Origin of the sequence: Streptomyces sp. AA1529 (genome assembly GCF_000280905.1) — a bacterium.
In the GTDB taxonomy this organism is placed as follows: Bacteria; Actinomycetota; Actinomycetes; order Streptomycetales; family Streptomycetaceae; genus Streptomyces.
In genome coordinates, this window is record NZ_ALAP01000012.1 from 33,730 (window position 1) to 56,825 (window position 23,096).

Here is a 23,096-nt window from a genome sequence, read left to right on the forward strand (position 1 = left end):
GCCGGGGCGGGTCACCGCACCCCGCTCAACCGCGCGGGTGCGGCCAGGCGTTGATGCGGCAGGTCTTGCCCTGCGTGGTGAGGTACTTGGTCTGCTGCATCATCACCGGCGCCGGCTTGCCGTCGCCGGGACAGCCCACATGGCCGTGGCCCAGCCGGTGGCCCACCTCGTGGTTGATGAGCATCTCCCGGTAGGCGCGCATGTGGTCGGGACCGAACGTCTCGGCGCCGCGCGCCCACCGCCACGCGTTGATCATGACGCGGTCGGTGGCTGCCGAGTCGCAGGAGACCTTCTCCTGACTGGTGTCCAGCCCGGACTTGGCGCACCACACATCGGTGGTGCGCGGACTGGCCAGCGTGATCACGAACCGCGCCTTGCCGGAGGAGACCCGCTCGAAGCTGCGCTTGCCGTCGTGCGCCCAGCTCCGCTCGTCGTTGAGCGTCTTGTGCACCGCCCGCGCGAACAGCTCGCCGTCCAGCGGCACCCCGCCCTCCACCTCGACGCGGTAGCGCACCACCTCGCCCTTGCCCGGGCCCTTCTGGTGACCGGGCACGGCGCTGAACCTGCCCGAGCCCTCCAGGTCGTCGGCCAGCGGGTACTGCCGGGCCATCTTCTCGCCGTAGGAGGCGGGTGAGCTGCCGGGGGCGGGACGCGCGCCGCGGTCGGCACGCTCGGTACCGGAAGCGCCGTCCGGATCGTCGGGCGCCCGCTCCCCCGTCTTCAGCCCCCGCCCGGAGTCCCCGCTGCTGTGCTCCCCACCGGCCACCTGCGCGGCCACGATGAAGGCCAGCACCGTCGTGACGGCCGCGGCGACGATCCCGGTGGCCGTACGGGCGCGGCTGGCCGGCTTCCTGGTCAGCGGCGTGGGCTCCGACTCCGGCTCCGGCTCCGGAGGCGCCTGCCGCGCACCGCTCCCGGCACCACCGGCCGCGGCGTCGGGCGACTGCGCCCCGCCGGGCGCGGCGGTGGCGTCCGGCCGGGATCCGCCGGGCCGGGCCGCGCCGGGCGCGTCCGCGGCGAAGGCGCCCTTGTCGAAAGCGTCCAGATACTCCTGCCGCGGCCCGCCGGAACGCCGGCCGCCGGCCGCCGCACGGCCCGCGCTCCCGCCGGGGTCGGTGCCCCGGCCGCGGCTGCGGGGCGGCGCCGGTGCGCCCTCCGGGTGCTGGGGATGGCCACCGCGGGCGGCCTGCCCCACCGCGTGAGCGGGCACGCCGTGCGCGGGGGTGCCCTGCGGGCCGGGGCCCGTCGGGCGGCCACCGGCCCCCGGCGGTACGGAAGGTGACGGCCTGCCAGGTGCGCCGGGGGCGGGGACGCCGGGTTCGGGCACGCCGGAGCCGCCGGTCCCGCCCGGAGCGTCACCGGGGCGGGGCCGGGCTGCGGCGTCGGGGCCCGGGCCGGGGTGCTCGGATATCCGGGCGCGCTCCTCTCTGCGCCCGAAACCGGCCTTGCCCTTGCGGCTATGGCGTCCCACTAGTCACCTTCCGGGGTTGCCGGGTCCTGGGTGAGGGCACCGGCGGAGGAGTTGTTCAGCCTCTGTGTCGCCCCGCCCGCCTCCTGGAGCAGGTCGCGGACCGCGCCCGCGACGATCTCGGGGTACTCCATCATGGCGACGTGGCCCGCTTCCGGCAGGGCGAGCAGCCGGGAATCGCGGAAAGCGGCCGAGGCACGCCGCGCCACCCGGAAGGCGACCAGTTGGTCGCGCCCACCGTAGACCAGAAGCGTGGGTGCCAGCACCCGCTCGGCCTGCCGCCACAGGGCATGCTGCCCGCCCAGCGTGTACGCGTCGACGATGCCCCTGGTCGAGCGGACCATGGCGTCCCAGAAGTAGGGCAGTTGCACTCTGCGCGCGTACTCCTGGGAGGCCGCGGCGAAGTCCTCGGCCGAGACCCGTGCCGGATCGCCGTAGCAGAGCCCGAGCACACCGCCGGTGCGCCGCTCGGGAGACCAGTCCCTGGTCAGCCGGTCGAACAGGGCGGCGATCCCGGGCACGGCCAGCAGCGCCGTCGGCCAGGCGGTGCGCTGCGGAGGGATCTCCGGCAGCGCGGGCGAGACGAGCGTCAGCGTCCGCACCAGGTCGGGGCGGACGGCGGCCACCCGGGTGGCCACCGCGCCGCCGAGCGAGTTGCCTAGCAGGTGCACGGGTGCGCGCCCGCCGGCGTCCAGGTACCGGATGACGGCACGCGCGTGCCCGGAGACCGAGTAGTCGCCGCTGTCCGGCGGCGGGGAGTCGCCGAAGCCGGGCAGGTCGAGGGCCTCGCCGCGCACGTCGGACGCGAGTTCGGCCATCAGCGCGGACCAGTTGAGCGAGGAGCCGCCCAGTCCGTGCACGTACAGCGCGGTCGGCCGGGTGTCCTCGGCCGCGTCCGCAGCGTCCGCCGCGGTCTCGTGCCGTCCCCGTACGGCCAGCGTCAGCCCGGGCAGGGAGAGGGTCCGCAGCGTCTCCCGCTCCCCGACGCGGGACCGCGAGGGGTTCGGGGCAGCACTGCGGGCCGTGGAGGCGGGGGCTCCCGGCTGCTCGGTGGAGGACATGGAGCAATGTTACGAGACGATCACACTCCCCCTCACGTGTTCACCGTCACAAGAAGAAGCACACTGGTTGTACGGGGGAGCACGGGCTTCCGCCGACCGCGCAGCGTCCGGAACGGATCCGGGAGCACTCGCGGGAGTGCGGGAGGCATGCATCGTGCGCCCCCGGTGACCCGGTCCTAGTCTCGTGAGAAGGGCCCGCCCCGTCGGGCCCCGTCTGGAAAGGAAGGCCCGCATGGCAGTCGATCCGACCGACCCGGAGACCTTCGGCGCGTACGAGGACCGCGACGACTACGAGGAGGAGCCGGAGGAGGCGGGAAGCCCGGAGGCCCCCGAGGCGGACACCGCGGAGCAGCGCACCGACCTGGTGACGGACCGCGACGACCCGCTGACCGGCCGCGGCTCGGACGAGGTGAACGCGGCGGACGCGGCGGAACAGGCCCGCGTGGTGGAGCTGAACGAGGACGAGTACCGATAGCGGAGCACCGGTTGCGACGCACGAGTACCGGTCCCGGCCGCCGGAGGCGCAGACTGACAAGCAGACGAACACCGACGAGAGCCGACGAGAGCCGCCGAAGACGCCGTCGGCGGGTGGCGCCGGAGGGAAGACCCGCGGCACCGGAGCGAAAATTCGTGGGCCGGGAACCTTTCACCCCCGTTACCGAAAAGTACGATGGCGGCGCAGCGCAGCTCGCGCTCAGGAACTTCAGGGAGGCGGCGTGACAGCCATCGAGCAGACCGAGGCGCGCCCGCGCGGTACGCGTCTGCCGCGCCGGGCGCGACGTAACCAGCTACTGGGCGCAGCTCAGGAGGTCTTCGTCGCGCAGGGCTACCACGCGGCAGCGATGGATGACATCGCCGACCGTGCCGGGGTCAGCAAACCGGTGCTCTACCAGCATTTCCCGGGGAAGCTCGACCTGTACCTCGCGCTCCTGGACCAGCACTGCGAGGCGCTGCTCCAGGCGGTGCGCGCAGCACTGGAGTCCACCACGGACAACAAGCAGCGGGTCGCGGCGACGATGGACGCCTACTTCGCCTTCGTGGAGAACGAGGGCGGTGCCTTCCGGCTGGTCTTCGAGTCCGACCTGACCAACGAGCCCGCGGTGCGCGAGCGCGTGGACAAGGTGAGCCTGGACTGCGCCGAGGCGGTCAGCGAGGTCATCTCCGAGGACACCAAGCTGCCCTCGGAGGAGGCGATGCTGCTGGCCGTGGGACTGTGCGGAATGGCCCAGATCACCGCGCGCTACTGGCTGGGCGCGGGGCAGCAGATCCCGCGCGACGCCGCGGCGAAGCTGATCTCCTCGCTCTCCTGGCGGGGCATCGCGGGCTTCCCGATGCAGTGAGGGGGCGCGGCGGAGGGCGGTTGTTCGCTGCGGGCGTGCGACCGCGCGCCCTCCGCTTCCCTGCTGAGAGCTAGGGTTGCTCCGTACGGCGCGGTTCGCCGCGCATCGCATCCCGGGCGAGGCCACGGGATACCAGGACCGTCGGAGGGACATAGCCGTGGAGGTCAAGATCGGCGTGCAGTACGCGCCTCGCGAGATCGTCATGGAGAGCAAGCAGACTCCTGACGAGGTCGAGAGCGCGGTGGCGGCGGCACTGGAGAAGGGCTCCGGGCTGCTCGGCCTGGAGGACGAGCACGGCCGGAAGATCCTCGTCCCGGCGGAGCGCATCGCCTACGTCGAGATCGGTGAGGCGTCGGGCCGCAAGGTGGGCTTCGGCGCGATCTGACCGGGCGGCGCCCCCGGGCGCACGGCAGGACGCGCACGCGGCAGAGACGCCCGGATGCACACAGCCGACGGCGGTCGCGGGATTCCTCCCGCGACCGCCGTTTCAGCGTCCGTGCCCGGGGGGAGGACCGGAGCGACCGCGGCCGGCCACGGCGCGGTCCCCTGACCGGCCCCACCCGAGGAGGTCCTCATGATCTGGGAGGCTCTCGGCTCCGCAGCCCTGGGAGGCGCCCTCGCGCTCGCCGCGAGCAGGCGGTTTCCCCAGCGGCTTCCCGACCGGCGGCTGGTGCTCGCGACGGGCCCCGTCGCCGCGCTGGCCGGCGGCCTCATCAGCCGCACCGTGCTCGGCTCCGGCCATCTGGTGGTGGTGTGGTGCCTCGCACTGGCCTTCAGCGCGGCCCTGCTGTCCCTGCTGCTGCGGGACGAGTCGCCCGGGCGCCGGCAGTGGCGCCAGGACGCGCTGCGCACCGCCCCGGCACCCGCGGGTGCGAGCGCCGGGTTCGGGCAGCCGGCCGACTTCAGGCAGCAAGCCCCAGCGCTGCCATCCGCTTCGTATGGGCCTCGGTGATCCGGGAGAACATCTTGCCGACCTCGGCGAGGTCGAAGCCGTCGGCGAGGCCGCCGACCAGCATGGTGGAGAGCGCGTCCCGGTCGGCGACCACCCGCTGCGCCTGGGAGAGCGCCTCCCCCATCAGCCGCCGCGCCCACAGCGCGAGCCGGCCGCCCACCCGGGGGTCGGCCTCGATGGCGGCGCGGACCTTCTCCACGGCGAAGCTGGAGTGCCCCGTGTCGTCCAGGACGCTGAGCACCAGGGCGCGGGTGTCGGCGTCGAGCCGGGTGGCGACCTCGCGGTAGAAGTCGGAGGCGATGGAGTCGCCGACGTACGCCTTGATCAGCCCCTCCAGCCAGTCGGAGGGCGCGGTGAGCCGGTGGAACTCGTCCAGCGCGGCGGCGAACGGCTCCATGGCGGCGGTGGGGTCCTCGTCGATGCGGGCCAGCCGCTCGCGCAGTTTCCCGAAGTGGTGGAACTCGGCCGACGCCATGGAGGCCAGCTCGGCCTTGTCCGCGAGCGACGGCGCCAGCTTGGCGTCCTCGGCGAGCCGCTCGAAGGCCGCCAGCTCCCCGTAGGCCAGCGCTCCCAGCAGATCGACGACCGCGGCGCGGTAGGTCGGGTCCGCCGACGCCTGCTCCCAGCTCTGGGTGGCGATGGTGGTGGCGGGGGCGGGCTCGGTTCCGGCGGCTTCGGGCTCGGCGGCCCCGGCTTCGGCGGCGGTCTTGTCAGGCGTCTCCATACCTCGCACGATAGCCCGCGACGGCAGGCCGGGAAGGACCCGTCCGGCCCCCCATCGGCCCCACGAGAGCCCAGGTGAACTCGTACACAACGATTGCCCCGGTACAGATGCGCGGATCCGGGGTACAGTGATATTGAGTCCACCGGATGGCGTGGACTCGCTGCATGCATGAAATGCGGATGCCCGGTCGGTGGCCCGATCGGCTCCGATCCGACAGCCTTCCGTCGGTCCGCTCCGGTGGGCCGCACTGAGAGGGACCGCTCGCGCGAGTGAGGCGCTTGAGCGGGAGACAGTGGTCCCGCACCGCTCAGCGGGCCGCACGACGGCCGCTGGGTCGCGGTAGATCCTCTCCTCGCTCCGTCGGCACACCCAGAGGACTGGGTCGGCCGGACGCCGCAGCCGTACTCGCGCGTCACACAGAAGAGGCAAGCATCCTGTCCACGACGTTCAGAGATCTCGGGATCCTCCCCGAGACCGCCGAGGCCCTCGAAGCCGTCGGCATCACATCCCCCTTCCCGATCCAGGAGATGACGCTCCCGGTGGCCCTCGCCGGCGCCGACGTCATCGGCCAGGCCAAGACCGGTACCGGCAAGACGCTCGGTTTCGGGCTGCCGCTGCTGGAGTCGGTCACCGTTCCCGCCGACGTCGAGCTGGGCCGCGCCCGGCCCGAGGAACTCTCCGAGGCCCCGCAGGCACTCGTCGTCGTGCCCACCCGCGAACTGTGCCAGCAGGTGACCAACGACCTGCTCACCGCCGGCAAGGTGCGCAACGTCCGGGTCCTGTCGATCTACGGCGGGCGCGCCTACGAGCCCCAGGTCGAGGCCCTGAAGAAGGGTGTCGACGTGGTCGTGGGCACCCCCGGGCGGCTGCTGGACCTGGCCGGCCAGAAGAAGCTCCGGCTCTCGGAGATCCGGGCCCTCGTCCTGGACGAGGCCGACGAGATGCTCGACCTGGGCTTCCTCCCCGACGTCGAGAAGATCATCGAGATGCTGCCGACCCGGCGCCAGACGATGCTCTTCTCGGCGACCATGCCCGGCCAGGTCATCTCGCTCGCCCGGCGCTACATGAGCCAGCCCACGCACATCCGCGCCACCGCGCCGGACGACGAGGGCCAGACGGTGGCGAACACCACACAGCACGTCTTCCGCGCCCACTCCATGGACAAGCAGGAGATGGTCGCCCGGATCCTGCAGGCCGAGGGCCGCGAGCTGGCGATGGTCTTCTGCCGCACGAAGCGCACGGCGGCCGATGTCGCCGAGCAGCTCTCGCGGCGCGGCTTCGCGGCCGGCGCGGTCCACGGCGACCTGGGGCAGGGCGCCCGCGAACAGGCGCTGCGCGCGTTCCGCAACGGCAAGGTCGATGTACTGGTGTGCACGGACGTCGCCGCCCGCGGTATCGACGTCGACAACGTCACCCACGTGATCAACTACCAGACGCCCGAGGACGAGAAGACCTATCTGCACCGCATCGGCCGCACCGGCCGCGCGGGCGCGTACGGCACCGCGGTCACGCTGTGCGACTGGGACGACATCCCGCGCTGGCAGCTGATCAACAAGGCGCTGGACCTGGACTTCAACGACCCGGAGGAGACCTACTCCACCTCGCCGCACCTGTACGAGGCGCTGAAGATCCCCGCCGGGGCCAAGGGCATCCTGCCCCGTACCGAGCGCACCCGGGCCGGGCTCGCCGCCGAGGAGATCGAGGACCTGGGCGAGCCCGGCGGGCGCGCACCGGGCCGCTCCGGCCGGTCCGGCGGCGGCACCGAGCGCACGCGTCCGGAGCGCAAGCCGCGCCAGCGCAGGCGCACCCGCGGCGCGCTGCGTACCGGTGAGCCCGGTTCCGGCCAGGACGCCGCTCCCGCCGGGTCGGAGCCCGCGGCGGACGGCGCCGCGGCCTCCGCCGAGGGCGGGGCGGCGCGTAAGCCGCGCCGCCGTCGGCGTACCCGCCCGGCCGCCGGGGAGGCGGGGGCGCAGGCTCCCGCCGCCAAGGAGGGCGGCGAGGCGGCCGGGGCCGCGGTCGGCACGGAGGAGGCGCCCCGCAAGCCGCGCCGTCGCCGGACCCGCTCCGGCGGCGCGAACCGCACCGGCTCCGCGGCGCAGCAGTCCGCGGAGGGCTGACGCCCCGGTCCGGTCCACGGAGGGCTGACGCCCTCACGGGCGACGCGTGCACGGCCCGGTGTCCCGCTGCGGGGCACCGGGCCGCTTGCTGTCCCGGGCACTTCTGCGGGTAGCGTCCTGGCATGAGCAAGCCCCCCTTCCTCGCGCTCCCGTCCGGTGTGCGGGCGTACCGGATGGCCACCGCACGCGGGGAGTTCGCGGTGCACGACACCGCGGATGCGAGCCGTCCGGGGCCCGCCGTGCTGCTGCTGCCGGGGTTCACGGGCAGCAAGGAGGACTTCATCGGGCTGCTGGAGCCGCTGGCCCGGGCGGGGTTCCGGGCCGTCGCGGTGGACGGCCGGGGGCAGTACGAGACGGACGGTCCCCGGGAGGCGGCCGCCTACGCGCAGCCCGAGCTGGCCCGGGACGTGCACGCGGTCGCGGCGGTGCTCGGCCGCGGAGAGCCCGGGGCCGTGCATCTGCTCGGGCACTCCCTGGGCGGTCTGATCGCGCGCGCCGCGGTGCTGCGGGATGCGGCTCCCTTCGCCTCGCTGACGCTGCTGAGCAGCGGTCCGGCCGCCGTCGCGGCCGCGCAGCAGGAGCGGGTGCGGATGCTGCTGGGCGCGCTGGGGACGATGAGCATGGCGGCGATCTGGGAGGTCATGCGAGAGCTCGACCAGTCGGTCGGCTCCGCCGGTGAGGCGCCGTACTCGCAGCGGGAGGCGGTCGAGACCTCGGTGGCGCTGGAGGAGTTCCTGCGGCGCCGCTGGCTGGCCCAGGTGCCCGCGCAGCTCGCCGCCACCGGGGAGCAGTTGCTCACCGAACCGGACCGGGTGGGCGAACTGGCGGCGCTGGGGCTGCCGTTCCATGTCGTCTCCGGCGCGGCGGACGACGCCTGGCCGGTGCCGCTGCTGGACGGGATGGCCGAGCGGCTGGGTGCCCGCCGCTCGGTGATCGCGGGTACCGGCCACTCCCCCAACGCGGAGCGGCCGGCGGAGACCGCGCGGGCTCTCGCCGACTTCTGGCTCAGCCCTTCCCCTCGATGAACTGGGTGATGCCGCCGGCGATCTGCTGGACGGCGATGGCCGAGAGCAGCATGCCGGACAGCCGGGTGACGAGGACGACTCCGCCGTCCTTGATGACCCGGATGATCAGCAGCGAGTAGCGCATCGCGAGTCCCAGCACCAGGTGCATGGCCACGATCGCCGCCCAGACGGAGAGCTGTCCGCCCCAGCCGTCCGCGTGCTGCACCGCCAGGATGACGGAGACGATCGCGCCCGGCCCCGCCAGCAGCGGCATGCCGAGCGGGACGAGCGCCACGTTGACGTCCTTGGTCTGGGTGGGCTCGTCGGACTTGCCGGTCAGCAGGTCGAGGGCGACGAGCAGCAGCAACAGCCCGCCCGCGACCATCAGCGCCGGGATGGAGACGTGCACGTAGTCGAGGATCTGCTTGCCGCAGATCCCGAACAGGGTGATCACTCCGAAGGCGACGGAGGCCGCCTGCCACGCCATCCGGCGCTGGACCTTCGCGGGCCGGCCGGAGGTCAGCCCGAGGAAGATGGGGGTGATGCCGGGCGGGTCCATGATGACGAAGAGGGTGAGGAAGACGGAGCCGAAGAGAGCGAAGTCGAACACGGTGGTGCCTGTGCCTTGCTGAGGAGAGCGGGTGAGGAGGGAAGAAGGCGAGTGCAGGGCGGAGGAGGGGGCGCGCGGCGGTGCGGCGCACTCCGGAGGAGCCGCGCTGGGCGCGGTGGGCGCGCGCAGCGGCCCGGAGCCCTCTCACGAGGGCGGGCCGGCAGGGCGTTCCGGTGCTCCTCAGCCCGTGACGGGCGTCGCGCCTGAGCCGCGGGCGGCGATCTCGGCGTAGACGTCGGGCTCGGTGGTGAACTCTCCGAGCCGGAGGGGCTTGCGGGTGCCGTGGTAGTCGCTGGAGCCGGTGGCCAGCAGCCCGAGCTCGGCGGCGAGGGCGTGCACCCGCTTGCGGGTGTCGGGGTCGTGGTCCGCGTGGTCGGCCTCGATCCCGTCGAGCCCGGCCTCCGCCAGGTCGGCGAGCGCGCTCTCCGGGACGCAGTGGCCCCGCTTCCCGGCCAGCGGGTGGGCGAGCACGGCGACCCCTCCGGCGCCCTTGATCAGCCGCAGCGCGTCGAACGGGTCCAGCTCGTGCTTGCTCGCGTAGGCCCGCCCGTCGTCGGCGAGCCAGTCCGCGGTGAAGGCGTCGGAGACGGTCTCGACGACGCCCTGCTCCACCATGGCGGCGGCGATGTGCGGGCGGCCGACCGAGCCGTCCCCCGCGATCCGGCTCACCTGCTCCCAGGTGACGGGCACGCCCAGCTCGCGCAGCTTGGCGACCATGGCCCGGGCCCGCGGCACCCGGTCGTCGCGGACGAGTTCGCGCTCGCGGGCGAGTGCGGGCTCGGCCGGATCGAAGAGGTAACCGAGCATGTGGATGCCGACGCCGTCGAGCCGGCAGGAGAATTCGGCGCCGGTCACGAGGGTGAGGCCGGGGGGCAGCGCGGCGGCGGCCGCGTCGTGCCCGGCGACCGTGTCGTGGTCGGTGAGCGCCACCACGTCCAGCCCGGCGGCCGCGGCGTTGCGCACCAGCTCGGCGGGGGTGTCGGTGCCGTCCGAAGCGGTGGAGTGGGCGTGCAGGTCGATGCGCACTTCGACGGGCTCCGATGGCTGGACGGTGGGGTGTGACGGGCTCATGGCGAGCAGCACCCAGGATAGCCGTACCGGCCGGCTCCGCTGCCGGCTCCTGTGCGGGGCCGCCCGGGCGGGTCCGCGGGACCACCGGGACCCGGCGGCGCCGTGGTCCGCGGGCCGTCCCCGGCGGCCGCGGAGGCACGCCGGACCGGGGCCGTCAGCGCTGCGCGGCGGGGCGGGAGATCAGCCGGGGGGAGAGCGCTCCGCAGGGCACCAGTTCCACCTCGGCGCCCGCGTCCCGCAGGTCGGTCAGCACCAGTTCGTCGTAGAGCAGCAGTCCGGACTCCTGCGGCCAGACGATGGCCCACAGCCAGAGCCCGCACGCTTCTCCGGCGAAGACGGCGCGGTCCGCCGGCGCTCCGCCGACCTGCCACAGCGGGGCGGGGTGTCCCGCGGCGTGCACCTTGGCCTGGGGCGGCTTGCCCGCGCAGATGGCCGGGCCGGGGTCGGGCCCGTCGATCCCGGCGTAGCGGGCGCCGAGGCCGACGCCGAGTTCCTCGGCGATCAGCAGCAGTTCGCCGGGGCCGCCGAGCGGCGCGGGCCCCGAGCAGGCGACGGCGGTGGCCCGGCCCCCGCTCCGGTCGTCGCCCGCGCAGGCGACGCCGGTGAACAGCCAGCCCACGGGGAGCGGCCAGGGCATCCAGACGGGCACCCGGGTGCGGCCCACCACGACGGCGAGCGCGTCGACGCTGGGCGGAAGGACCGGCTGGAGCGGATGCACGGCACCGTGCACGCCGCACTGCCAGGTGTCGGCGAAGAGTCCGGGCGCCCTGATGCGGCCACCGCACTTCGGGCAACTGGGTTCGCCCCTCATGGGCCCTTACGCTCCTACCGGGCCGCCGTCCCGTCAAGGACGATCACCCACCCGGACTTCTCCCCTGAACAGCACGGCGTGTAATCACCTCTGCCGAGACAGCCGATGACCTGCTGTTCATATAGGTGTCATTTGCATTAATTAGGCTTGCTAATTTAATGTGTGTACACACCAAGCACATCGGCGCGCGGGAGATCCGCGACCACCGGCCCGCGGGAGCACCCGCGGCGGCGGAACCCGAGGAGGAGCGGCAAGCATGAGTGGTGATCCGTTCGACAAGGGCGGAGGGAACCTCCTCCGCCAGCCGAAGGCCGTATGGGCCACGGCGGGCGCGTCCGTCGTGGCCTTCATGGGCATCGGACTGGTCGACCCGATCCTGCCCTCGATCGCGAAGGGGCTGGAGGCCACCCCGAGCCAGGTCTCCCTGCTGTTCACCTCCTACTTCCTGATCACCGCCGTGGCGATGCTGGTCACCGGCTTCGTCTCCAGCCGGATCGGCGGCCGCCGGACCCTGCTGCTGGGACTGGCACTGGTGGTGGTCTTCGCGGGCCTCTCCGGCACCTCGCACTCCGTCGGTGAGCTCGTCGGCTTCCGCGCCGGCTGGGGCCTGGGCAACGCCCTCTTCGTCTCGACGGCACTCGCGGTGATCGTCGGCGCCGCGGCGGGCGGCAGCGCCGCGGCCATCCTGCTGTACGAGTCGGCCCTGGGCCTGGGCATGGCCTGCGGCCCGCTGCTGGGTGCCGTGCTGGGCGACGCGAGCTGGCGCTTCCCGTTCTTCGGCACGGCCGTGCTGATGGCGATCGGCTTCCTCGCCATCACCGCGTTCCTCAAGGAGCAGCCCAGGCCCGCGCGCAAGACGTCCCTGCTCGACCCGGTCAAGGCACTCGGCCACGGCGGACTCGCCTCCGCGGCCGCCTCGGCCTTCTTCTACAACTACGCCTTCTTCACCGTGCTGGCGTTCACCCCGTTCGTCCTGGACATGTCCCCCTACCGCTCGGGCGCGGTGTTCTTCGCCTGGGGCGTGCTGCTGGCGGTCTTCTCGGTGCTGGTCGCACCCCGCCTCCAGGAGCGCTTCGGCTCGCTGCGGGTGCTGGGCACCTCACTGGTGCTGATGGCCGCCGACCTGGTGGTGCTGGGCTACGGCAACCACACCGCGGCCATCGCCGGCACCGTGGTCTCCGGCGCCTTCATCGGCCTCAACAACACCGTCTACACCGAACTCGCGCTCGGGGTCTCGGACGCGCCCCGGCCGGTGGCCAGCGCCGGATACAACTTCGTCCGCTGGTTCGCGGCCGCCGCGGCGCCCTTCCTGGCGCCGAAGCTCGAGGAGTGGGCGGACATCCACCTGCCGTTCGTGGTGGCGGCACTCGCCGCGCTCGTCGGCGCCGGCGTGGTGGCCGTCCGGCGCGAGGCCCTCACCACCGAGGCCGAGGAACTGCTCCCGGCCACCGCCGATCCCGAACCGGCCGGCGCCTGACATCCGCGGCGCGCGACCGCGCGCCGCGGGCCGGCCGCCGCGCGGTCACTCCCCCAGCGGGACGGCCGCGCGGAACGGATCGCGCAGGTCGGTACCGTGCCGCAGCCAGCGCTCCTGGAGCGCCTCGGCGCCGTGCACCCGCTTCCAGGCGGCCTCCGCCGGGGTCATGGGCAGCAGCGGCAGGAACCGGACCGGCTCGCGCGGCGGTTCGAGGGCCACGTCCTCGACCAGTCCGCCGGGTTCGGCCACCAGCACGGAGGTGAAGGGCGCCCCGGGCCACAGCGGCCCGCCGGTGTCCAAGGAGGCGCCGGGGGCCACGACGACGCCCTCCACCTGGGGCGAGGCCGCCAGCACGGCCAACGGGCGCAGGACCTTGTCGGTCTCGGCGCCCTTCTCCCCGCTCCCGGGCCCCACGGTCAGCAGCAGCTCGGCGCGCGGCCCCACTTCGGGGTCGGCCAGCGCCTGCGCCGGGTCGGTCATGGGGCCGGCCGACATGCCGAGGGTGGCGTATCGCACGGTGCCCGCCGCGGCGTCCAGGAACCGCAGCACCTCGATGCGCTCGGCCCCCAGGAAGGTGACCGAGGCGCGGGCGTCGGGCTCGCCGAAGGCCTCGCGCAGCCGGGCGTCGACCAGAGTCAGCACGTCGTCCATCCGGCGAGCATAGAGCGGGCGGCGAGCGTCCCGCGGAGCGGCACCGGGGGTGGGCGCGCGGGTGCGGGGCGGGGCAGCCCGAGGGCCGGCGCGGAGCCCGGCCCTCGGCGGGTAAGGAACGGGCAAAGGCCGCCGGGAGCGGTCACGCCGGGCACGCGGAGGGTCCGCGCAGTGCTACCGTTGGCCGCCGGTCAAGGTGTGTACAGATCGTCCCCCACAGGGGACCGGCCGGAGGAGGTGGGACTGACATGGATCCGAGTCGACCGTGCAGTACCGGCCGTTCTTCCTGTCCGGCAGTGTCCGCGTCACCAGGGATCTAGTCCCCCGCGGCCACGGCGCGCACACCTTTCCCCGAGGACCGATGGGGTTCCTCCCGGGGTGCGCACGGCGGAAGAGCGTCCGCGTCTCGCAGTTTCGCATTGTTCCGTCAGTCAGCGATCGCCGTCTTCCCACGGCCTGCGTGTGGTGCCCGCTTTGCGGACCTCCGGGTGGTGGCCCGTAGGCCCCCGTTCCGGGCAGCACGACGCCTCGGCCCGGTTCGCGACGGCATGGCACGGCACCGTGGAGGGCCCACATGTCGATGATCCGAGAGCTGCGCGCCGTCGTGCGCCCGGCGCTGCGCAAGGACAACCGGCCGGGATACGGCTTCGGGTACGAGCGCGTCGGCGCGGCCACCAGCAGCGCCGTCGTGGACTGCGGCGTCTACCTGGACGGCCGCCGCGACACCGAGCAGCTCACCCCGGCCCAGGCGCTGCGCAAGGTGCGGTCCCCCGAGGGGCAGGGCCGCCGCGGCTTCGTGTGGATCGGGCTGCACGAGCCGACCGAGGAGGAGTTCTCCGGTATCGCCCAGGAGTACGGCCTGCACCCGCTGGCCGTCGAGGACGCGGTGCACGCGCACCAGCGGCCGAAGCTGGAGCGGTACGACGAGAGCCTGTTCACGGTCTTCAAGACGGTGCACTACGTGGAGCACGCCGAACTGACCGCCAGCAGCGAGGTGGTGGAGACCGGCGAGGTGATGTGCTTCACCGGCCGGGACTACATCATCACCGTCCGGCACGGCGGCCAGGGCTCGCTGCGCGCCCTGCGGCACCGGCTGGAGGACGACCCGGAGCTGCTGGGCAAGGGCCCCTCCGCGGTGCTGCACGCCATCGCCGACCAGACCGTGGACGGCTACCTGGCGGTCGCGGACGCGGTGCAGGACGACATCGACGAGGTGGAGATCGACGTCTTCTCCGACCGCTCCGGCAACGGCAAGCGGGGCGGCGACGCGGGCCGGATCTACCAGCTCAAGCGCGAGGTGCTGGAGTTCAAGCGCGCCGTCTCACCGCTGATGCGGCCGCTGCAGACGCTCAGCGAGCGTCCGGTGCGGCTGGTCGACCCGGACATCCAGAAGTACTTCCGCGACGTGGCCGACCACCTGACCCGGGTCAACGAGCAGGTGCTGGGCTTCGACGACCTGCTCAACTCGATCCTCCAGGCGAACCTCGCCCAGGCGACGGTCGCGCAGAACGAGGACATGCGGAAGATCACCGCCTGGGCCGCCATCTTCGCGGTGCCGACCATGATCGCCGGGATCTACGGCATGAACTTCGACTACATGCCCGAGACGGAGTGGACGTACGGCTATCCGGCGGTGCTGCTGCTGATCGTCGCCATCTGCTACGGCATCCACCGGGGCTTCAAGCGCAACGGGTGGCTGTAGCCTGCGGGCTATGAGCGTGACGCCGCAGCAGCCCGACAGCCGCCCGGAGAGCCGTGCGGACCGGGCGCTGATCGAGGAGACGGCCAAGAAGTCGGGGCTGGTCTGGGTCCGCGGCCCCGAGGGCCCGGCGCGCGGGCTGTGGCATGTGTGGCACGAGGGAGCCGTCTGCCTGGTCGGAGACGGCCCGCTCGAACAACCGCTCGACGACCTGGGGCTGACGGACGGCGGCAGCGCCACCGTCACGGTACGCGGCAAGGACAAGGGCGCACGGCTGGTCGTGTGGCCGGCCCGGGTACGTGAACTCGCCCCGCACGGAGCGGAGTGGGAGGCGGCGGTCGCCGAACTGAAGGGCAAACGGCTCAACGCGCCGGACGCCGAGACCATGCCCGAGCGCTGGGCCGGACACAGCCGGGTGCTGCGGCTGGAGCCGGCCGGGGAGTCGCTGGAGCGCCCCGGCGCGATGCCGCGCGGTTCCCAGGCGGCGCCGCCGCCGGCCACCCCCGCCACCACACGCCGCCCCCGGCCCGCCGGGCTGCCGCGACTGCTCTTCCGCCGCCGGAGCCGCTCCCGCGGCTGAACCGGAGCGGAGAACCGGAGCGGAGCCCCGGCGGCGACGATCCGGCGCCGAGGCAGCAGGCAGCAGGCAGCAGGCAGCAGGTCAGTTTCCGTGCTGCCCGGAGGAGATCTTCTTGCCGTAGTCGACGGTCTCGTCCTTCTCCGGGGCGTGCAGCGGGAAGCCGTCGTTCCAGTCGCTCAGCCGCACCGTCCCGGCGTCCCCCGCACGGCGCAGCCGCAGCGGGTAGGGCTTGCCCTCCAATGAGACGTCCACCGTGCCGCCGCTGCCCTTGCCCGCCGTGACGCGGATCGTCCTGGTGTCGTCCACCGTGCCGCGCTCGCCCGTCTCGCGCTTGCCGTCCATGGCCAGCAGCCCCTCCAGGAGCGTCTCCATGTCGGTGAAGACGCTCAACTGCTCGTAGGCCGGGTCCTGTTCGGGAACCTTCACATACTTGCCCTTGAGCTTGCCCGCGGCCGCGACATCGCTCTTGCTGGGCTCCTTGCCGCCCTCCTGGCGGGCCCAGAAGTCGGTGCCCGCCTTGAGGTAGAGGTCGCGGCCGGTGCGCAGCAACTGAAAGGTGGTGCCCCCCTCGGCGGAGACCTCGCCGACGCCGCCGCTCTCCTTGAGCCGCATCTTGAGGCGGTAGGTGCGGCCCTTGCTGACGACCTTGCCGGAGACCCGTACGGCCTCGGCGCCCTTGGCCGCCGCCTTCGCCTTCCGCTCGATCTTCGCCGCCGAGAGCTTGCCGACGCCGTTGGTGCCCGCGTCCGGATCCTCGCTCCCGCAGCCGCTCAGTGCCGTACTCGCTCCGACGCAGAAGAGAGCGAGCAGCGCTGCACTCCGTGGTGCGCGGGCGCGTCCAGTCACGAGGGGTTCCTCCTGTGGTCGGCGGCGGCAAGAGGGCACCCTACCCGGACGGAGGCGGCTCTCCGGAAGGGAGCCGTCCGGACCACTCGGCTGCGGCGGCTGTGGCGCCCGTCACGCTAGCCTGAATCCGTCATATACCTGTATGAGTGAGGTAAAGGCACAAAGCGCATATACGGTCTGCTACGTCGGCGAGCGGTCCGCGGGACCGAGGAGGGAGGCGGCTCATGGCGGCGAGCGCCCCCCGGGTCTTCGTCTCGCACCTGGCCGGTACCGCGGTCTTCGACCCGAACGGCGACCAGGTCGGCAGGGTCCGCGACGTGGTGGCGCTGCTCGGCGGCCGGCGCAGGCTGCCCAGCGTCCTCGGGCTGGTGGTGGAGGTCGTCAGCAGACGCCGGGTCTTCCTGCCCATGACCCGGGTGACGGGTGTGGAGTCAGGCCAGGTCATCACCACGGGTGTGCTCAACATCCGGCGCTTCGAGCGGCGGCCCAACGAGCGGCTGGTCCTCGGCGAGCTGCTGGACCGCCAGGTGACGCTGGTGGAGACCGGCGAGGAGGTCACCGTCCTGGACGTCGGCCTCCAGCGGCTGCCCGCACGCCGCGACTGGGAGATCGACCGGCTCTTCGTCCGCAAGGGCCGCAAGGGCGGCGGACTGCGGGCCCGGCGCGGTGAGGCGCTGACCGTCGAGTGGGACGCGGTGTCCGGCTTCAATCTGGAGGAGCCCGAGCAGGGCACCGCCAACCTGCTGGCCACCTTCGAGCAACTGCGCCCCGCGGACCTGGCCAACGTCCTGCACCACCTCTCCGAGAAGCGCCGGGCCGAGGTGGCCGCGGCGCTCCACGACGACCGGCTCGCCGATGTGCTGGAGGAACTGCCGGACGACGACCAGGTGGAGATCATCAACAAGCTCGCCGACGAGCGGGCGGCACTCGTGCTGGAGGCGATGGACCCCGACGACGCGGCCGACCTGCTCGGCGAACTCCCGGAGGACGACAAGGAGCGCCTGCTGGGCCTGATGCAGCCTCAGGAGGCGGCACCGGTGCGGCGACTGCTGTCCTACGAGGAGGGCACGGCGGGCAGCCTGATGACGACCGAGCCGATCGTGCTGCGCCCGGACGCGAGCGTCGCCGAGGCGCTGGCCCGGGTGCGCATCGAGGATCTTCCGGCGCCGCTGGCCTCCCAGGTCTACGTCTGCCGGCCGCCGGACGAGACCCCCACCGGCAAGTACCTGGGCGTCGTGCACTTCCAACGGCTGCTGCGCGAACCGCCGTTCGCCCTGGTGGGCGCACTCGTCGATGCCGACCTGCGGCCCCTGCCGCCGACCGCCTCGGTGCCCGCGCTGACGAGCTATCTGGCGGCGTACAACATCGTCTCGGCGCCCGTCGTGGACGAGGGCGGCCATCTGCTGGGCGCCGTCACGGTGGACGACGTGCTGGACGACCTGCTGCCGGAGGGGTGGCGCGAGGCGGCGGCCGAGGGCGGGCTGCCCGGCTTCGCGCCGGGACCCCACGAGCGGCCCGGGGCGCCCGCCGCACCGGGCGGCGCGGCGCGCGGACCCGACGGGAGGGAGCCGGAGGATGGCTGAGCGGGAGGGACCACGGCTGGACGTACCGCGTGCGCCCCGGCGCACGCTGCTGCCGGCCTACGACCCGGACACCTTCGGACGGGCCTCGGAGCGGATCGCGCGGTTCCTGGGCACCGGCCGCTTCCTGGTGTGGATGACGGTCGTGATCATCGTCTGGATGGGCTGGAACATCGTCGCCCCGGACGGTCTGAAGTTCGACGAGTACCCGTTCATCTTCCTGACGCTGGCCCTGTCCCTCCAGGCGTCCTACGCGGCCCCGCTCATCCTGCTCGCGCAGAACCGCCAGGACGACCGGGACCGGGTCAACCTGGAGCAGGACCGCAAGCGCAACGAGCGCAGCATCGCCGACACCGAGTTCCTGGCGCGCGAGATCGCCGCGCTGCGGATGGGCCTGGGCGAGGTGGCCACCCGGGACTGGATCCGCTCGGAACTGGCGGAGCTGGTCAAGGACCTGGAACAGCAGGACCGGCCGGGTGCGGCCGCCGGCCGCACACCCGCCGGGGCCGGCGAGCGTGACCAAGACCGCTGACCGGTCGCTTAGCTCACGCGCCCTACCCGGCCGTACCATGCATGCATGGCTACCGAGACCCAGGAATCCACCCCCACCGAAGACGCGGTGCGCGCGGCGCTCGCGACGGTGAACGACCCGGAGATCCACCGGCCGATCACCGACCTGGGGATGGTCAAATCCATCGGCATCGCGCCCGGTGGCGCGGTCGACGTCGGGGTCTATCTGACGGTCTCCGGCTGTCCGCTGCGCGAGACCATCACCGCGAACGTGACCGAGGCCGTGCAGCAGGTGCCGGGGGTCAGCTCCGTCAGCGTCGAGCTGGACGTGATGAGCGACGAGCAGCGCCGCGAGCTGGCGGCCTCCCTGCGGGGCGGCACCGCCGAGCGGGAGGTCCCCTTCGCCCAGCCCGGCTCGCTGACCCGGGTGTACTGCGTGGCGTCCGGCAAGGGCGGGGTCGGCAAGTCCTCGGTGACGGTGAACCTGGCCGCGGCGCTGGCCGCCGACGGGATGAAGGTCGGCGTGGTGGACGCCGACATCTACGGCCACTCCGTCCCCCGGATGCTGGGCGCGGACGGGCGTCCGACCCAGGTCGAGGACATGATCATGCCGCCGTCGGCACACGGCGTGAAGGTGATCTCGATCGGGATGTTCACCCCGGGCAACGCGCCGGTGGTGTGGCGCGGACCGATGCTGCACCGCGCGCTCCAGCAGTTCCTGGCCGATGTCTACTGGGGCGACCTGGACGTGCTGCTGCTGGACCTGCCGCCCGGCACCGGGGACATCGCGATCTCGGTGGCCCAGCTCGTGCCGAACGCGGAGATCCTGGTGGTGACGACCCCGCAGCAGGCCGCGGCGGAGGTGGCCGAGCGCGCCGGGTCCATCGCCGTGCAGACCCACCAGAAGATCGTCGGCGTGATCGAGAACATGTCGGGCATGCCGTGCCCGCACTGCGACGAGATGGTCGACGTCTTCGGCACCGGCGGGGGCCGGAAGGTGGCCGAGGGGCTGACCCGCACCACCGGCGCCGAGGTGCCGGTGCTCGGCGGCATCCCGATCGATCTGCGGTTGCGCGAAGGCGGCGACGAGGGCAAGCCGGTGGTGCTCAGCGACCCGGACTCCCCCGCCGGGAAGGCACTGCGCACCGTCGCCGACAAGCTCAGCTCGCGCCAGCGCGGCCTGTCGGGCATGTCCCTGGGCCTCACCCCGAGCAACAAGTTCTGAGGCCGTCTGGCGCCCGTACGGCGCCGCGCGACCCCCGTGCGGTGAGCACCGGGCGGGGGCCTACGCGCGCGCCCGCCCGGCCGGGCGCTCAGCCCCGCTCGTATTCCGTGATGTCCTTCACCACGGCGAAGCCGAGTCCGTAGGCGCTCATCCCGCGCCCGTAGGCGCCCAGGTGGACGCCTTCCTGGGCCGAGCCGGCGAGCACCCAGCCGTACGCGGACTCGCGGTAGTGGAAGTCGGTGGGAATGCCGTCCACCGGCAGCGAGAGGCTGCTCCAGCCGGAGCCGTCCAGGTCGTCGGCGAGTTCCCAGGCGACGCCGGTCTGCTGGTCGAGCCAGTCCTGCCGCAGACTGCGGTCCATCTCCATCGGGAAGCTGCACGAGAGCAGCCCCGAGCCCGCCAGCCAGGCGGCGGTGGAGACGGAGGTGGCCTCCAGTGTGCCGGTGCCGTCCCCGCTGCGCCGCACGGGGCGGCTGGCGAGGGTGACGACGACGGCGAAGCTCTCGTCCTCGGGAGTGGTCTCGACACGGAGGGAGGGCTCTTCGCCGTGGCCGGTCGAACCGTGCTCGACCGTGCCGTCGGCCGCCGTGCCGACCTGCATCAGCCAGCGCGGTCCGGTGAAGGCCGCGTCCAGGCCGTACCACGGAAAGGCAGCCATCAGGTAGTCGTCCACAGCCCGCCGCGCGCCGGGTACCCCCTGTGCGGCGGGCCCGGATTCACCGGCCGGCCGACTCGTCGTCTCCATCTGTGCGACGCCTCCTCATTGCCCTGTTGCCTGGGCAGCCGAGCTCCTCGGACGGCGACCCCCGACACTGGGAGGATAGCCACACCGGTCCGCCGTGTCGGTCATGCCCGGTGGATCAGGACGCGGTGCGGGTGGCGAGATGGACGGCAAACGCCGTAGATGTCCCGGTGGTGTGAATGCCGAGGTGACGGGATCGTTGCCTGATGAGGCGTCAGATGAGGGTCAGGTGGCGTCCGCGTCGAACGGCGGCGGGTCGCCCTTGCGGAGCACGTCTCCTTGCACCGGTCGGCCGTTCACCCCGTCGGAGGTGCGCTTGGTCAGATCGGGTCCCTGCGGTCCGCCGCCCCGGAGGCTCTTGCCGGACCGCTCGGACCCGCCGGAATCGCCGCCGCGGGCGGAGCCGGCGCCCCCGCTGTCGGTGCCGTTGACCGCGTCGGTGACTTCGGCCAGATCCTTGCGCAGGTCGAAGCTGTTGCTGATCTCCTTGATGCCCAGGTCGTCGTTGTCCAGCAGGTGCTTGCGCGCGAAGTTCTTCGGATTCAGGTCCTCGAACTCGAAGTCCTTGAACTCCGGTCCCAGCTCGCTCCTGATGTCCTCCTTCGCGCTGTCGGAGAACTGGCGCACCTTGCGGATGAAGGCGGAGACGTCCTGGATCACCTTGGGGAGTTTCTCGGGGCCGAACACGAGCACCGCCAGCACGATGAGCGCGACCAGCTCCAGTGGTCCTATATCGAAGAACACCGCGCAGCTCCCTCACTCCGTCCACGGCTCCTGCAGCCAGATGTCACGGTACCCGCCCACGGCCCGCGAACGGGAGCCCGCCCTGGCACCCGGCGTCAGCCGGTGGCGGAGCCGAGCGTCACCCGCACCGTCCGCCGCGCCCCCGACACGCCCCCGTCCAGGACGGTCAGCCCCAGCTCGTCGCCCGGACGGTGGCTGCGGATCCGGACGATCAGCTCCTCGCCCCCGGCCACGGGCTTCCCGCCGACCTCGGTGATCACATCACCCGCCGCCAGCCCGGCCCGGTCGGCCGGGCCGCCCGGCACGACCGCGCCGCGGCCGCCGGCACCGCCGATCCGCGCGCCCTCGCCCTCGTACCGCATGTCGAGCGAGACCCCGATGACCGGATGGGTGGCGCGGCCCTCGTTGATGAGCTCCTCGGCGACCCGGCGGGCCTGGTTGACCGGGATGGCGAAGCCCAGGCCGACGCTGCCGCCGCCCTCGCCGCCGGACAGACCCGGAGCGCCGCCCGCACCCCTGATCGCGCTGTTCACCCCCACGACCCGGCCCCCGGCGTCCACCAGCGGGCCGCCGGAGTTGCCGGGGTTCATGGGCGCATCGGTCTGCAGCGCGTTCACATAGCTCAGCTCGCCGCCCGGCTCCCCGCCCCCCGCCGTGATGGGCCGCTCGGTCGCGCTGACGATGCCGGTGGTGACCGTGCCGTCCAGGTCGAAGGGGGCACCGAAGGCGATGACGGGGTCGCCGACCCGGACGCCGTCGGAGTCGCCGAGCGGCAACGGCGTCAGCCCGGAGACATCCGGGACCCGGACGACGGCCAGGTCGTATCCGGCGTCACCGCCGACCACCTCGCCGGTCGCGGCCTGGCCGCCGTCGAAGGTCACCCGGACCCCGTCGGGGCCCTCGGCGGACTCGACGACATGCTGGTTGGTGAGGATGTGGCCGCGCCGGTCCAGCACGAAGCCGGTGCCCGTGGCCTCGGCGCCGCCGCCGCGCGCGTGCAGCGTGACGACGCCGGGCAGCGTCTGCCGCGCGATCCCCGCGATGCTCCCCTCCGGCCGCGCACCGCCCTCCGCCGCCGCGGTACGGGGCAGCTCGACGTCGCTCACGGAGCCGTTCCGCTCGACATAGGCGCCGATGAGCCCGCCCGCGCCACCGGCCACCAGCGCCAGCACCAGGGCGCCGAGCGCGATCCGGCGCCCGCGGCGCGGGGGCCGCGCGGAAGGCCGCGGCGGGAGCGGCGGCACGGCGGACTGCGGCACGGCGGGCTGCGGCACGGCGGACTGCGGCACTGGCTCTCCGGCCGGCCGACCGGGCTGCTGCGCTCCGGCGCTCCGGTGGTCCGCCGGGGGCACCTCGGCACCGCCGGAGCCCCCGGCCGGCACCCCGTGGGGCGGCGTCGTGCTGCCGGGCGGCAGGGCGACGCCGTGCGGCGGGGTGGCCGGGGGACGCTGGACGGGCGGTGCGGGAGCCCAGGGGCCGGGTCCGCCGTAGGGAGGGGTGGAGTACGGGTCCACGCCGTGCAGCGGCTCGGGGCACGCGGCGGGCTCCGCAGCCGGCTCCCCGGCCACGGCCGCCCCCGGCACCTCAGGACCGGCGGTGCCCGGCGCGTCCGGTTCTCCGGCGGCCGGTTCCCCGGCGGGCGCCTGGGCCGTCCGCTCGGTCCGCTCCCGCGCGGGCCCGGTCGCCATCGGCTCGGTAACCTCCGACTCGGTCGCCGCCGACTCGGTCGCCGCCGGCTGGGGCCGGCTGTCCGGGATCCCGCGTGGGCGGCTCCACCACTTCGGCTGCTGCCTGGTGGCGTTCGGCTCGTCCATGCACTCTCCAGTTGGTCACCCGCGACTCACACCCTCCCCGGACCTCGGCCGGGGGCAGGGCGTCGGAAGG

23 protein-coding genes are annotated in these 23,096 nt (G+C 73.5%); 12 read left to right on the forward strand and 11 right to left on the reverse strand.

What is annotated here, in order from left to right; genetic code table 11:
• Positions 1–25 precede the first annotated feature (25 nt).
• Both A949_RS0102335 and A949_RS0102340 read right to left on the reverse strand, forming a co-directional pair.
• The gene (locus A949_RS0102335; protein ID WP_026004270.1) at positions 26–1,471 is read right to left on the reverse strand and encodes a DUF3152 domain-containing protein; all 1,446 of its coding nucleotides are present in this window, start codon (positions 1,469–1,471) and stop codon (positions 26–28) included.
• A complete protein-coding gene (locus A949_RS0102340) occupies positions 1,471–2,529 on the reverse strand; it encodes an alpha/beta fold hydrolase (protein ID WP_019354401.1) in 1,059 nt (352 codons plus the stop codon). Before A949_RS0102340 ends, A949_RS0102335 begins: the two co-directional genes overlap by 1 nt.
• 232 nt (positions 2,530–2,761) lie before the next feature.
• Here A949_RS0102340 and A949_RS0102345 point away from each other — a divergent pair, with 232 nt between their 5' ends.
• From A949_RS0102345 to A949_RS32205, 4 genes are all read left to right on the forward strand, one after another.
• On the forward strand, positions 2,762–3,004 hold the full coding sequence (locus A949_RS0102345; protein ID WP_019354402.1) for a hypothetical protein: 243 nt from the start codon (positions 2,762–2,764) through the stop codon (positions 3,002–3,004).
• Positions 3,005–3,245: 241 nt separating this feature from the next.
• Positions 3,246–3,869, forward strand: a complete 624-nt coding sequence (locus tag A949_RS0102350) for a TetR/AcrR family transcriptional regulator (RefSeq protein WP_026004271.1) — start codon at positions 3,246–3,248, stop codon at positions 3,867–3,869.
• Between the two features lie 157 nt (positions 3,870–4,026).
• Positions 4,027–4,254, forward strand: coding sequence for a DUF3107 domain-containing protein (locus tag A949_RS0102355; RefSeq protein WP_019354404.1), 228 nt, complete (start codon positions 4,027–4,029; stop codon positions 4,252–4,254).
• 189 nt (positions 4,255–4,443) lie between these two features.
• Positions 4,444–4,821, forward strand: a complete 378-nt coding sequence (locus tag A949_RS32205; protein WP_019354405.1) for a hypothetical protein — start codon at positions 4,444–4,446, stop codon at positions 4,819–4,821.
• Here A949_RS32205 and A949_RS0102365 read toward each other — a convergent pair.
• Positions 4,772–5,545, reverse strand: coding sequence for a ferritin-like fold-containing protein (locus A949_RS0102365; protein ID WP_019354406.1), 774 nt, complete (start codon positions 5,543–5,545; stop codon positions 4,772–4,774). The two genes, A949_RS32205 and A949_RS0102365, sit on opposite strands and share 50 nt — an antisense overlap.
• A 527-nt stretch (positions 5,546–6,072) precedes the next feature.
• Here A949_RS0102365 and A949_RS0102370 point away from each other — a divergent pair.
• Positions 6,073–7,662, forward strand: coding sequence for a DEAD/DEAH box helicase (locus A949_RS0102370; RefSeq protein ID WP_019354407.1), 1,590 nt, complete (start codon positions 6,073–6,075; stop codon positions 7,660–7,662).
• Between the two features lie 122 nt (positions 7,663–7,784).
• On the forward strand, positions 7,785–8,687 hold the full coding sequence (locus A949_RS0102375; RefSeq protein ID WP_019354408.1) for an alpha/beta fold hydrolase: 903 nt from the start codon (positions 7,785–7,787) through the stop codon (positions 8,685–8,687).
• On the opposite strand, the gene A949_RS0102380 is transcribed toward A949_RS0102375, so the two are convergent.
• The 3 genes from A949_RS0102380 to A949_RS0102390 all read right to left on the reverse strand — a co-directional run bounded on the left by A949_RS0102380 (position 8,668) and on the right by A949_RS0102390 (position 11,158).
• Positions 8,668–9,276, reverse strand: a complete 609-nt coding sequence (locus A949_RS0102380) for a MarC family protein (protein ID WP_019354409.1) — start codon at positions 9,274–9,276, stop codon at positions 8,668–8,670. The genes A949_RS0102375 and A949_RS0102380 overlap by 20 nt on opposite strands.
• Positions 9,277–9,456: 180 nt before the next feature.
• Positions 9,457–10,302 carry a PHP domain-containing protein gene (locus A949_RS0102385; RefSeq protein WP_026004273.1) on the reverse strand — a complete coding sequence of 282 codons (846 nt, stop codon included), beginning with the start codon at positions 10,300–10,302 and terminating at the stop codon, positions 9,457–9,459.
• Between the two features lie 199 nt (positions 10,303–10,501).
• Positions 10,502–11,158 (reverse strand): DUF6758 family protein, encoded by a 657-nt coding sequence (locus tag A949_RS0102390; protein WP_019354411.1) that lies wholly within the window; start codon positions 11,156–11,158, stop codon positions 10,502–10,504.
• Between the two features lie 256 nt (positions 11,159–11,414).
• On the opposite strand from A949_RS0102390, the gene A949_RS0102395 reads away from it, so the two are divergent.
• The gene (locus tag A949_RS0102395; protein ID WP_019354412.1) at positions 11,415–12,635 is read left to right on the forward strand and encodes an MFS transporter; all 1,221 of its coding nucleotides are present in this window, start codon (positions 11,415–11,417) and stop codon (positions 12,633–12,635) included.
• A 45-nt stretch (positions 12,636–12,680) separates the two neighbouring features.
• Here A949_RS0102395 and A949_RS0102400 read toward each other — a convergent pair whose 3' ends face one another.
• A complete protein-coding gene (locus tag A949_RS0102400; protein ID WP_019354413.1) occupies positions 12,681–13,286 on the reverse strand; it encodes a suppressor of fused domain protein in 606 nt (201 codons plus the stop codon).
• Positions 13,287–13,860: 574 nt separating this feature from the next.
• On the opposite strand from A949_RS0102400, the gene A949_RS0102405 reads away from it, so the two are divergent.
• Positions 13,861–14,988 carry a magnesium and cobalt transport protein CorA gene (locus A949_RS0102405; protein ID WP_019354414.1) on the forward strand — a complete coding sequence of 376 codons (1,128 nt, stop codon included), beginning with the start codon at positions 13,861–13,863 and terminating at the stop codon, positions 14,986–14,988.
• A 10-nt stretch (positions 14,989–14,998) separates the two neighbouring features.
• Positions 14,999–15,565, forward strand: coding sequence for a hypothetical protein (locus A949_RS0102410; protein ID WP_019354415.1), 567 nt, complete (start codon positions 14,999–15,001; stop codon positions 15,563–15,565).
• A gap of 81 nt (positions 15,566–15,646) precedes the next feature.
• Here the strand turns inward: A949_RS0102410 and A949_RS0102415 are convergent, their stop codons facing one another.
• Complete coding sequence (locus A949_RS0102415) at positions 15,647–16,411, reverse strand: hypothetical protein (protein ID WP_019354416.1); 765 nt, start codon at positions 16,409–16,411, stop codon at positions 15,647–15,649.
• 224 nt (positions 16,412–16,635) lie between these two features.
• Between A949_RS0102415 and A949_RS32210 the strand changes: the two genes are divergently transcribed.
• The 3 genes from A949_RS32210 to A949_RS0102430 are packed head-to-tail and all read left to right on the forward strand — an operon-like array spanning position 16,636 to position 19,726.
• Entirely contained in the window at positions 16,636–17,994 is a 1,359-nt protein-coding gene (locus A949_RS32210) for a magnesium transporter MgtE N-terminal domain-containing protein (RefSeq protein WP_019354417.1), read from the forward strand.
• A complete protein-coding gene (locus A949_RS32215) occupies positions 17,987–18,523 on the forward strand; it encodes a DUF1003 domain-containing protein (protein WP_019354418.1) in 537 nt (178 codons plus the stop codon). The genes A949_RS32210 and A949_RS32215 overlap by 8 nt, the downstream gene beginning before the upstream one ends.
• 45 nt (positions 18,524–18,568) lie before the next feature.
• Positions 18,569–19,726, forward strand: a complete 1,158-nt coding sequence (locus tag A949_RS0102430; protein ID WP_078534025.1) for an Mrp/NBP35 family ATP-binding protein — start codon at positions 18,569–18,571, stop codon at positions 19,724–19,726.
• Between the two features lie 88 nt (positions 19,727–19,814).
• Here A949_RS0102430 and A949_RS0102435 read toward each other — a convergent pair whose 3' ends face one another.
• The 3 genes from A949_RS0102435 to A949_RS0102445 form a co-directional block, all read right to left on the reverse strand.
• Positions 19,815–20,471: a hypothetical protein gene (locus A949_RS0102435; RefSeq protein ID WP_019354420.1), complete on the reverse strand. Its 657-nt coding sequence runs from the start codon at positions 20,469–20,471 to the stop codon at positions 19,815–19,817.
• Between the two features lie 222 nt (positions 20,472–20,693).
• Positions 20,694–21,212 carry a sec-independent translocase gene (locus tag A949_RS0102440; protein WP_019354421.1) on the reverse strand — a complete coding sequence of 173 codons (519 nt, stop codon included), beginning with the start codon at positions 21,210–21,212 and terminating at the stop codon, positions 20,694–20,696.
• 95 nt (positions 21,213–21,307) lie between these two features.
• On the reverse strand, positions 21,308–23,026 hold the full coding sequence (locus tag A949_RS0102445; RefSeq protein WP_019354422.1) for a S1C family serine protease: 1,719 nt from the start codon (positions 23,024–23,026) through the stop codon (positions 21,308–21,310).
• Positions 23,027–23,096 lie beyond the last annotated feature (70 nt).

Excerpts from the sequence above, each read along its gene's own strand:
- A949_RS0102410 (WP_019354415.1), top strand. The coding sequence starts at position 14,999 with ATGAGCGTGACGCCGCAGCAGCCCGACAGCCGCCCGGAGAGCCGTGCG.
- A949_RS32205 (WP_019354405.1), top strand. The coding sequence starts at position 4,444 with ATGATCTGGGAGGCTCTCGGCTCCGCAGCCCTGGGAGGCGCCCTCGCG.
- A949_RS0102435 (WP_019354420.1), bottom strand. The coding sequence starts at position 20,471 with ATGGAGACGACGAGTCGGCCGGCCGGTGAATCCGGGCCCGCCGCACAG.
- A949_RS0102375 (WP_019354408.1), top strand. The coding sequence starts at position 7,785 with ATGAGCAAGCCCCCCTTCCTCGCGCTCCCGTCCGGTGTGCGGGCGTAC.
- A949_RS32210 (WP_019354417.1), top strand. The coding sequence starts at position 16,636 with ATGGCGGCGAGCGCCCCCCGGGTCTTCGTCTCGCACCTGGCCGGTACC.
- A949_RS0102370 (WP_019354407.1), top strand. The coding sequence starts at position 6,073 with ATGACGCTCCCGGTGGCCCTCGCCGGCGCCGACGTCATCGGCCAGGCC.
- A949_RS0102430 (WP_078534025.1), top strand. The coding sequence starts at position 18,569 with ATGGCTACCGAGACCCAGGAATCCACCCCCACCGAAGACGCGGTGCGC.
- A949_RS0102390 (WP_019354411.1), bottom strand. The coding sequence starts at position 11,158 with ATGAGGGGCGAACCCAGTTGCCCGAAGTGCGGTGGCCGCATCAGGGCG.
- A949_RS0102345 (WP_019354402.1), top strand. The coding sequence starts at position 2,762 with ATGGCAGTCGATCCGACCGACCCGGAGACCTTCGGCGCGTACGAGGAC.
- A949_RS0102395 (WP_019354412.1), top strand. The coding sequence starts at position 11,415 with ATGAGTGGTGATCCGTTCGACAAGGGCGGAGGGAACCTCCTCCGCCAG.
- A949_RS32215 (WP_019354418.1), top strand. The coding sequence starts at position 17,987 with ATGGCTGAGCGGGAGGGACCACGGCTGGACGTACCGCGTGCGCCCCGG.
- A949_RS0102340 (WP_019354401.1), bottom strand. The coding sequence starts at position 2,529 with ATGTCCTCCACCGAGCAGCCGGGAGCCCCCGCCTCCACGGCCCGCAGT.
- A949_RS0102365 (WP_019354406.1), bottom strand. The coding sequence starts at position 5,545 with ATGGAGACGCCTGACAAGACCGCCGCCGAAGCCGGGGCCGCCGAGCCC.
- A949_RS0102405 (WP_019354414.1), top strand. The coding sequence starts at position 13,861 with ATGTCGATGATCCGAGAGCTGCGCGCCGTCGTGCGCCCGGCGCTGCGC.
- A949_RS0102400 (WP_019354413.1), bottom strand. The coding sequence starts at position 13,286 with ATGGACGACGTGCTGACTCTGGTCGACGCCCGGCTGCGCGAGGCCTTC.
- A949_RS0102445 (WP_019354422.1), bottom strand. The coding sequence starts at position 23,026 with ATGGACGAGCCGAACGCCACCAGGCAGCAGCCGAAGTGGTGGAGCCGC.